The sequence below is a fragment of the Psychrobacter sp. genome (assembly GCF_036731945.1).
Lineage (GTDB): Bacteria > Pseudomonadota > Gammaproteobacteria > Pseudomonadales > Moraxellaceae > Psychrobacter.
Genome location: NZ_DAINDI010000069.1, coordinates 2,471 through 9,564 on the forward strand (window position 1 = coordinate 2,471; position 7,094 = coordinate 9,564).

Annotated in this window: 6 protein-coding genes; 2 read left to right on the forward strand and 4 right to left on the reverse strand. The window is 44.1% G+C overall.

Going from position 1 to position 7,094, the window contains the following annotated elements:
• From V7D75_RS12165 to sohB, 4 genes are all read right to left on the reverse strand, one after another.
• A partial coding sequence (locus tag V7D75_RS12165; RefSeq protein ID WP_333614775.1) for a histidine phosphatase family protein occupies positions 1-308 on the reverse strand: 308 nt, incomplete at its 3' end.
• A gap of 90 nt (positions 309-398) precedes the next feature.
• The gene (locus tag V7D75_RS12170) at positions 399-1,682 is read right to left on the reverse strand and encodes a phosphotransferase family protein (RefSeq protein WP_333614776.1); all 1,284 of its coding nucleotides are present in this window, start codon (positions 1,680-1,682) and stop codon (positions 399-401) included.
• Positions 1,683-1,822: 140 nt separating this feature from the next.
• Positions 1,823-3,073: an acyl-CoA dehydrogenase family protein gene (locus tag V7D75_RS12175; protein WP_333614786.1), complete on the reverse strand. Its 1,251-nt coding sequence runs from the start codon at positions 3,071-3,073 to the stop codon at positions 1,823-1,825.
• A 308-nt stretch (positions 3,074-3,381) separates the two neighbouring features.
• Positions 3,382-4,368 (reverse strand): protease SohB, encoded by a 987-nt coding sequence (sohB, locus tag V7D75_RS12180; RefSeq protein ID WP_333614777.1) that lies wholly within the window; start codon positions 4,366-4,368, stop codon positions 3,382-3,384.
• Positions 4,369-4,790: 422 nt separating this feature from the next.
• On the opposite strand from sohB, the gene aspS reads away from it, so the two are divergent.
• A complete protein-coding gene (aspS, locus tag V7D75_RS12185; protein ID WP_333614787.1) occupies positions 4,791-6,617 on the forward strand; it encodes an aspartate--tRNA ligase in 1,827 nt (608 codons plus the stop codon).
• 67 nt (positions 6,618-6,684) lie between these two features.
• Positions 6,685-7,094: lysophospholipid acyltransferase family protein (locus V7D75_RS12190; protein WP_442968965.1), on the forward strand; the 410-nt coding region annotated here is incomplete at its 3' end.

Sequence of the window (7,094 nt, forward strand, 5' to 3'; positions counted from 1 at the left end):
ACATCTTTATGATTAAACTCATCAAACTGCGGCAGCACATAGCTATCAGGCTCATCTAAATTGATGGCAGTTACGCTTGGTTTTTCGTTACTCTCGCCAAAAGATGACTGATAACTTTGCCAAAAATGGCGCGCAGAATCTTGCTGCCTAACCAAACTACCGCTAAAAATCGCATCGATTCGGCGCTGGGTCGTTGCATAATGCTGACCCAGCATTTGCGCCTGCATACTACCAAGCTCTGAGAGCTGGTCATAATCTTCTTGCCCAAATGACGCTTGACCATGACGTGCTAAAAGTATGGTTGTCATAAAACATTGCCTTATTAATCGTACTTTTCTAAGTTTTTTAGATTGAATCAACGGCTATAAATTTGTGCATTTACTATGCGTTTAAAGCGTTTATTCTTTAGCTTTAGAATTACTTTGTCCAAAATAGCTTTTTGGTAAAATGCCCTTGATAACTGTTTGAATCGGACTTGGTAGTTGCTCGACCTTCGACGCATCGACGCCCATATCTTGCAGGTGCGGTTGCACGTGGCTCGTAAATAACGCCTCGCCTTCATACTGAGCAATCAGCTTGAGACATTTAGCATGTAAGACATGGACGATAATCCAAAAGTTCTTAAAAGCTGGGTTGCTGGTTTGTTTATTATAATAACGATAATAAATCTGCTGCACGATACCGGCTAGGCGGAACAGCCCAAACACTTCATAAAAGGTCCAGTTGTCTATCTTAAGGCCCGTCTTTTTAAGATAATAGGCCACCACTTCATCACGGGTCATCATGCCTTTTAAATGCGTTGGCTGACGGCGAGATTGCTGCATGATGATGTTGTCATCTTCTTCAATCCAATACGCTAACGCGCTACCCAAATCCATCAAAGGGTCGCCTAAGGTAGCCATTTCCCAATCGAGCACACCGATGACCTTGGTCGGATCATCAGCCGCCAAAATCACATTATCAAAGCGCCAATCATTATGGATAACACAAGTTTTACTATCGGCAGGCGTGTGCTTGCCAAGCCATTGTCTTACCAAGGCAAAGCTTGGCACATTGGGCGTTTTGGCTTTGACATAACGCTTATCCCAGCCCGTCACTTGACGCTCACAATAACCTTCGCCGCGTCCAAGATTTACCAAATCAGGGTGCTTGGTATAATCGACTTCATGCAACTCAATCAAAGCGTCGATGACATTGGTACATAAATCGCGTGTTTGGGCTTCGTTTAAATCGACGCCTTTCGGCAAGTTAGCACGCGGAATGATACCTTCCATTCGCTCCATGACATAAAAATCTGCGCCAATAACGTCTTCGTCAGTGCAGAGCGCGACCATTTTTGGTACGTACGGATAAGCGTCTTTTAAAGCTTTTTGCACGGTATATTCGCGCACCATATCATGTGCCGATTTGGCCTTGGTGCCTTTTGGCGGACGGCGTAAAATCAAATCTTGGCTGTCACCTTCGCCTTCATATTGCAGCCGGTAAGTCCAGTTTGAAGCGCCACCTGAGAATTGGGTAACGGTCGGCTCGCCTTTTATATCAACGCCTTGCTCGCGTAGCCAGTTGCTGACCGCTTTAGCGTCAAGCTCTTCGCCCTCGCGCACTTCGCCGCCTTTATCTAGGACTTTATTAACGGTTTGATTGTCAGCATCAGTATGGTTGGCATGATGTTCAGTTGCCATAAGACATTCCTTATCGTGTGGTCGTTTATTTTTTACCAGTTATTTGTTGTTTATAAAAGCTTAAGAGTTAAAAATTCACTATCAAATCATTGATAGTGAATTTTTGGTCATATAATTTAAATGACAATATAGCCGACTTTTTAAGATTTAGCAGGTTTAGACGAGCGGCTAAATCCTTGACGTTTTAATTCTAACTTGGCAATCATGGTTTTATGCACTTCATCAGGACCATCGGCTAAACGTAGTGCGCGAGCTTGGGCAAAAAAAGCAGGCAACATCGTATCTTGACAAACACCCATGCCACCGTGAATTTGAATCGCCATATCAACCACCTCTTGCAAGACAGTCGGTGCAACGACTTTAATGGCAGAGATTTCAGTTAGGGCCGCTTTGGTCCCCTTCGCGTCCATTTTCTGCGCCGCGTATAGTGTCAATAAACGCGCTTGATCAATTTTGATACGTGCATCAGCAATACGCTCAAAGTTACCGCCTAATTGTAATAATGGCTTACCAAACGCGGTACGCTGCATACCGCGATGAATGGCTAACTCTAAAGACTTTTCGGCAGCACCAATACAGCGCATGCAATGGTGAATACGACCCGGCCCTAAGCGACCTTGTGCAATCTCAAAGCCCATACCTGGGCCACCGATAAAGTTATCAGATGGCACACGTACATTGTTAAAGCTAACTTCACCATGACCGTGCGGTGCATCGTAATCACCAAATACCTTTAACATACGCTCGATGTTAACGCCTGCCGTTTTTGCCGGCACCAATACCATCGAATGCTGATGGTGACGGTCTTTATTCTCATCAGGAGTATAAGCCATGACAATCAAAACATCGACCGAAGGGTCACCAAGACCCGATGACCACCACTTACTACCATTGATAACAATCTCATCGCCATCGACGACAGCAGTCGCTTGCATATTGGTTGCATCACTTGACGCCACATCAGGCTCAGTCATACAAAATACCGAACGCGTTTTACCTTCTAATATCGGCGTCAGCCACTTGTCTTGCTGCTCCTGTGAACCATAACGCCATAACAGCTCCATATTTCCGCTATCAGGGGCATTACAGTTAAAGACATAAGGCGCGAGCAAACTGCGACCGGTCAGCTCGGCAATTGGTGCATAATCAGTAACCGAAAGCCCCGCGCCAAGCTTATCATCGGGCAAAAACAGATTCCATAAACCTGCCTCACGTGCTTGTTTACGTAGGCTCTCGTACTTTTCTGGCCAATGCCATTTGGTCCAATCGCCGTCTGGATTTTGCGCATGACAGTCCGCCCAAAACTGTGCTTCTATTGGCTCGATGTGGGTTTCGATAAATTCTTTGACTTTGGTATGCATGGCTTGACCATGTTCGCTGGCGGTAAACATTAATGTGTCGGTAGACATAGTTGACATCCTTTTCTTTACTGATGATTAATGGCTCTTATAAAATTCACATCAAGATTCTATATATCAATACTTTATATATCGAGATTTCATAAAAAGATTAATGAGACTTTATAGTGTACGTGCGTATACTCTGTTTTATCTGTCCCATTTATAACACAGCATTTGGGATTAAACAGCAAAAAAGGCGCGACCCGCTAGGACACGCCTTTTACAAAATACAAACAATGCACGATTCAGTGTTGGAATGTTAAAACGCTAACTATCAAGCAACCTCATGATATTTAGACTTATTTTAAGATATTTAAGCGAGTGTCTAAATCAAAACGTGCCAATGCATCTGGTAACTTATCAATCGCCATGCTGAGTGTGGCTTCTGCGGCTTGTGACAAACCCAATTTTTCGGCAAGCGTTGGCTTTTGACGTGAATGCAGCGCATACACTTCATTATTTTCCATACGCTCTAAAATATAACTGTCAGAGGTTTGCAAGCTATCAATTAGGTTAAGTTTTAGCGCATCTTCCCCATACCAATGCTCACCAGTTGCAACTTTAGCGACATCCAGTGTTGGGCGATAGGTATTGACAAAATGCTTAAATAACTCATGCGTCTGCTCAAGCTCTTCTTGATATTTAGCGCGGTCTTCGGCGTCATTTTCACCAAATACAGTCACGGTACGTTTGTAATCACCCGCAGTAAACATCTCGTAATCGACATCATGGTTTTTGAGCCATTTATGGAAGTTTGGTAATTGCGAGACCACACCGATTGAGCCAATCACCGCAAAGGGCGCAGCGACGATATTGTCGGCGACGCAAGCCATCATATAACCGCCACTGGCCGCGACTTTGTCAACACAAACAGTAAGCTTTAGACCGGCGTCTTTTAAACGGGCCAATTGTGCCGCTGCCAAGCCATAACCATGAACCAAACCGCCTCCTGACTCTAAGCGTACGACGACTTCATCGCCTTTATTGGCAGTACTGATGAGCGTGCTGATTTCTTCGCGTAAATGTTTCACCGCCGTGGCTTTGATATCGCCATCAAAATCAAGTACAAAAACTTGCTGTTTCTCATCGCTATTATTCTTTTTGTTTTTACTCTTATTTTTTACTTTTAATGCTTGCTTGGCTTTTTTCGCCATGGTTTTTTTAAGTTGTTTAAGCGCCGCTTTACCTTGCGTCGCCTCCATCAGATCTTCACGACGTTGCTCTTGGCTTTTATTGAGATGAATAACTCTTAGCTCAACAGGATTTTTAGAAGGATGAAAAAGCATGAGCAGAATTCCTTGATAGTTGAAATAAATAATTTAATAGATAATTGAAGTGGTTTTAATACGGTTTAATAAGTTAGCTTGATATGCGCACAGTGACTAGTATTTTCAAGCAAAATGACAATATTTAACCCAAGACAAATACTACTGCATAAATACCACCACTACTGATACGTCCCTGCACTTCGTTTGAACACTACTGATTGGACGCCACAGGTTGTATAACAAAGGCAGATTAGGCATAATATGCGTTTACATCAAATTTTCTGCAGCCAACGTGATGACCATTTGTCTTATATCGCGTTATTCGTGCTTTTTTGGCTAAATGCTCAAAGGCACGGCGCTTATATTACACGCTAGCGGCTGCATTATTGTATTTCGAATTGGGCTGACAACTGGATAATTATATTATGACGCAAAGCACTATGACGCATAGCGAATACCGAGACGAATATTGCGGCGCTGTAACCGAAAGCTTACTTGAGCAAACCATTAGCATCGTAGGCTGGGTACATCGTCGTCGCGATCACGGTGGCGTGATTTTCTTAGACATGCGTGACCGCGCGGGTATCTTGCAGGTCGTCGTTGACCCTGACACCCCAGAAGCGTTCGCGACTGCTGATGCGGTACGTCCTGAATATGTTTTAAAAATTACCGGTCGCGTTCGCCGTCGTTACGAAGGCACTGAAAACGCTAATATGACCAGTGGTCAAATTGAGCTATTGGGCAAAGAGATTGAAGTATTGGCGAAATCTGAAACACCGCCTTTCCCATTAAATGATGAGAAAACCACGGTATCAGAAGATTTGCGTTTAAAATATCGCTACCTTGATATGCGTCGTCCGCAAATGCAAGAGCGCATGGTTTTTCGTGCTAAGGCTACTTCTGCGATTCGTCGCTACCTCGATGACCATGGTTTCTTAGACGTTGAAACCCCTATCTTGACTCGTGCCACACCAGAAGGCGCACGCGATTATCTGGTGCCTTCACGCACTCGCCCGGGTAACTTCTTTGCTTTACCGCAGTCACCACAGCTATTTAAACAGTTATTGATGGTGTCAGGATTTGATCGTTATTATCAAATCGCTAAGTGTTTCCGTGACGAAGACTTACGTGCTGACCGTCAGCCTGAATTTACCCAAGTCGATATTGAAACTTCTTTCTTAAATGAAGAAGAAATCATGAATATCAACGAAGGTCTGATTAAGCATCTATTTAAAACCATGCTGGATGTTGAATTTGAGCAATTTCCGCGTATGACTTATGCTGAAGCAATGCGCGACTATGCCTCAGACAAGCCTGACCTACGTATTCCATTAAAATTGGTCGACGTTGCTGATTTAATGAAAGACGTTGATTTTAAAGTCTTTGCCGGTCCTGCCAACGACCCTAAAGGCCGGGTTGCTGCCCTTCGAATTCCTGGCGGTGCTTCATTAAGCCGTAAGCAAATCGACGCTTATACCAAGTTTGTGAGCATTTATGGTGCACGTGGTTTGGCTTATATTAAAGTCAATGACGCCAGCAACATCAACAACGGCGTGGATAAAGAATCTGGTCTACAGTCGCCTATCATTAAAAACATGACTGATGACGTGTTGGCAAGCTTGATTGAGCGTACGGATGCAGAGAGTAATGATATTATCTTCTTCGGTGCTGATAAAGCCAGTATCGTCAACGATGCAATCGGCGCATTACGTCAAAAAATTGGTCTAGACTTAGAGATGCTGACCTGCGAATGGGCGCCTCTTTGGGTAACTGATTTCCCAATGTTTGAAGAGACGGATGATGGACGCTGGACGTCAATGCACCATCCGTTTACCAAGCCAAAAGGCTCTGTTGAAGAATTAAAAACCAACCCTGAATCAGCGCTTTCTATCGCTTATGATATGGTGTTAAACGGTACTGAAATCGGCGGCGGTAGCTTACGTATCAATACCCTTGAGATGCAAAAAGCGGTATTTGAAGCGCTAGGTATCGATGAGGCTGAGGCCGAAGAGAAATTTAGCTTCTTACTTGATGCTCTAAAATTCGGTGCGCCGCCGCATGGTGGCTTAGCCTTCGGTTTGGATCGCCTTATTATGCTGATGGTCGGCGCAAGCTCTATTCGTGACGTGATCGCCTTCCCTAAAACCAAAACGGCTGAAGACCCATTGACGCAAGCGCCTGCTCCGGTAGATAGCAAACAGCTACGTGAACTTGGTATCCGTGTACGCGAAAAGGTCCAGCCTGATACCAATAAACCTGCACAATAAATGGTTTAGTCATGCGCAGATACTGTTTATATTGCCCATTATGTGATTCATCACCATGTGAATGGTCATGAATCCATATCACCTCTTCAAATTCGTGCCACTGTCTGTTTTGCAGATGCTGGCACGTTTTGTTGCCTGGGTAATATTATGCCTACCAAATGCTAGTATTATGCGTACTGTGCGTATCAATATCGCATTAGTTGCGCCGTCGTTATCTGCTCATCAAAAACGCGCATTAACCAAAGACATTATTTATCATCAATGTTTAACCAGTATCGAATCTATTAAAAGCTGGGCGATGCCGCCAGAATGGAGCATTGCGCAAATTCGTGATGTGCATAATAAAGAGTATTTATTAGAAGGGCTTGCCAATCCTAATGGAATGCTGGCGATTGTCCCACATCTCGGTACGTGGGAGATGATGAACGCTTGGCTCAATCAGTTTGGCGCGCCAACGATTATGTACAAACCTGTTAA

What these genes read in the sequence shown, in the direction of transcription:
- aspS (WP_333614787.1), top strand. Translation starts at nt 4,791, where the DNA reads ATGACGCATAGCGAATACCGAGACGAATATTGCGGCGCTGTAACCGAA.
- V7D75_RS12175 (WP_333614786.1), bottom strand. Translation starts at nt 3,073, where the DNA reads ATGTTTACCGCCAGCGAACATGGTCAAGCCATGCATACCAAAGTCAAA.
- V7D75_RS12170 (WP_333614776.1), bottom strand. Translation starts at nt 1,682, where the DNA reads ATGGCAACTGAACATCATGCCAACCATACTGATGCTGACAATCAAACC.
- sohB (WP_333614777.1), bottom strand. Translation starts at nt 4,368, where the DNA reads ATGCTTTTTCATCCTTCTAAAAATCCTGTTGAGCTAAGAGTTATTCAT.